The 2,341-nt window shown below is 65.5% G+C and carries 1 protein-coding gene; it reads right to left on the bottom strand.

Features of this window, described 5'->3' with window-relative positions:
• Positions 1–45 precede the first annotated feature (45 nt).
• The gene (locus VGF12_RS20585; RefSeq protein WP_414710162.1) at positions 46–2,334 is read right to left on the bottom strand and encodes a type VI secretion system Vgr family protein; all 2,289 of its coding nucleotides are present in this window, start codon (positions 2,332–2,334) and stop codon (positions 46–48) included.
• Positions 2,335–2,341: the final 7 nt, after the last annotated feature.

Here is a 2,341-nt window from a genome sequence, read left to right as displayed (position 1 = left end):
CGAGCGGGATGAAGGGGGCGGTGGCTCGATCCATCGCTTCCGTCCTCAGTTGAGACCGACCTTGGAGCCCTTGACCACCACGTCGCTGTCTGCCTTGATGTTGATCTTTCCCGATCCCTGCAGCGTGATGTCCTTGCCCTTGATCTGGATGGTCCCGTCCTTCTTCATCGTGATGCTGGCGCTCCCTGTCTTGATCGTGACCGAGTCCCCGGCATCGATGACGAGGTTCTTGCCCACCTTCAGGTGGTCGTCGTTCGTGACGCTGGCGTTGCGCCCCTTGCCGACGGTGGTCGACTGGTCTCCGCCGACGCTGATCGTCCGGTTGCTGCCGACGTCGGTGCTCTGGTTGGCACCCACGTTCGTGCTCTGGTTCGCGCCCACGCTGATGCTCTGAGCCGCACCGACCGCGACGGTCTGCGCAGCACCGATGGCCACCTCCTGCGCGGCGCCGATGGCGATGGTCTCGTTGACGCCCACCGAATGGGTGCGCTGCAGCGCCACCGTCGCGGTCTCGCTGGCGCCGACGCTGATGCTGCGGCTGCTGCCTATCGTGATGGACTCGTTGGCGCCCACGCTCTCGGTGCGGTTGATGCCGATCGTGATTTGCTCGTTCTGGTCCACCGTCTCCGTGCGGTTCTGGTGGATGGTGATCGTCTCGTTCTTGTCCACGGTTTCCGTGCGCTGGCCATGGACGGTGATGGTCTCGTTGTTGTCGACGGTCTCGGTGCGGTCGTGCTTGACCTGCGTGGTCTCATCGTGGTCGATGGTCTTCTTGCGGTCATGCCCCACCCAATGCGTCTCGTCGTTCTCGACCTCGATGTCCTGGTTCTTTTCGGCATGCAGCCAGACCTGCTCGCTGCCCTTCTTGTCTTCGAATCGCAGCGCATTGGCGTTGCCGTAGGCGCCCCCCTTGCTGCTGCGGGTCAGCACGCCGCTTTGCGTCGCATTGGCCGGCAAATCCCAGGGGGGCATCTGGTCGGCGTTGTAGACGCGGCCGGTCACGAGAGGCTGATCCGGGTCACCCTCGAGGAAATCAATCACCACCTCCTGGCCGATGCGAGGCAGCTGGACGAAGCCGAAGCTCTTGCCGGCCCAGGGGCTGGAGACGCGCACCCAGCAGGAGCTCTTCTCATCCTTCTTGCCCAGGCGGTCCCAGTGGAACTGCACCTTCACGCGGCCGTACTTGTCGGTGAAGATCTCGTCGCCCGCGGGGCCGACCACCACGGCTGTCTGCGGGCCCTGCACGAAGGGCTTGGGCGTGCGGCGCGGCGGGCGGTAGGTCTGGTCCGCCGGGATGGCCTCGAAGCTGCATTGCAGCCCGCCGGGGCCGCCGCCGGCCTCGCCGCCCTGGTCGCGTGCGCTGAGCCGGATCTGCGTACACAGGTAGTCGGCGTTCATGTCCTCGCGCGGATGGCGCGCCAGCGTGAAGCTGCGGCCGGGTGCCATGGCATGCGAGACGCACTGGCCGGCACTCTGGTCGAAGCGGCATTGCTGCTCATCGAGGCGGTCGTCCACCATCTGCTGGCCGTCGGATTTTTGAACGTAGTCGCCCTGGAAGTCGAACAGTTCCAGCGCAGCGAAGTCATGCTCGCGCGGGTTCTTCTGTGTCACCTCCAACGTCATGGCAGGGCGCTCGAAGTCGTAGCTGCGCAGCGCGGCGGAACCCGACTTGACGGCGCGTGCGGCCTGCCAGTCGGAGACGTAGTCCAGGTCGGGCGGCAACTGGCCTTCGTTGCCGTAGAAGGGCAGCGTCCTGTCGCCCGCGATGGGGTCGTGCGAGCTCGGTGCGTCGACCAGCACCAGCTTGTGTTCGCCCTCGGCATGCTCGAAGTACCAGTAGATCCCTTCGTCCTCCAGCAGCCGGGCGACAAAGTTGAAGTCGGTCTCACGGTACTGCACGCAGTAGATGCGCTTGCGGTAGCTGCGCAGCAGGTTGAAGTGGTAGCTGGCCTGGCCGCTGTAGTCCTTGAACACGGCCTCGACAATCTCGGGCACTGTCTGTTCCTGGAAGATGCGGCAGTCGGCGCGGCGCGTCAGCAGCCACAGCCAAGGACGCACGGTGGCCTGATAGCTGAACGCGCCATGGCTGTGGTGGCCCACCGAGAAGCGCGTGACGATGCCGCAGAAGTGGCGCCGCCCCCCCTCTCGCAGGCGAACCGACAGGTCGAGGGGCTTGCCGAGCAGCTTCTCGGGCGCGATGTCGGCCTTGGAGCTGAGCAGGGCGAGCTGCATTTCCTCCAAGGCACTCAAGCCGGCGGTATGCGTCATGGCCTCGAAGCGCAGGTCCTCCGCGGGCAGCGGCGTTTTGAGGGAGAAGGGCGTGGGCGATGCCATGGGTGGT

Origin of the sequence: Roseateles sp. (genome assembly GCF_036404855.1) — a bacterium.
In the GTDB taxonomy this organism is placed as follows: domain Bacteria; phylum Pseudomonadota; class Gammaproteobacteria; order Burkholderiales; family Burkholderiaceae_C; genus Pelomonas.
This window is presented reverse-complemented; position numbering and strand designations above follow the sequence as displayed.

What these genes read in the sequence shown, in the direction of transcription:
- VGF12_RS20585 (WP_414710162.1), bottom strand. Translation starts at nt 2,334, where the DNA reads ATGGCATCGCCCACGCCCTTCTCCCTCAAAACGCCGCTGCCCGCGGAG.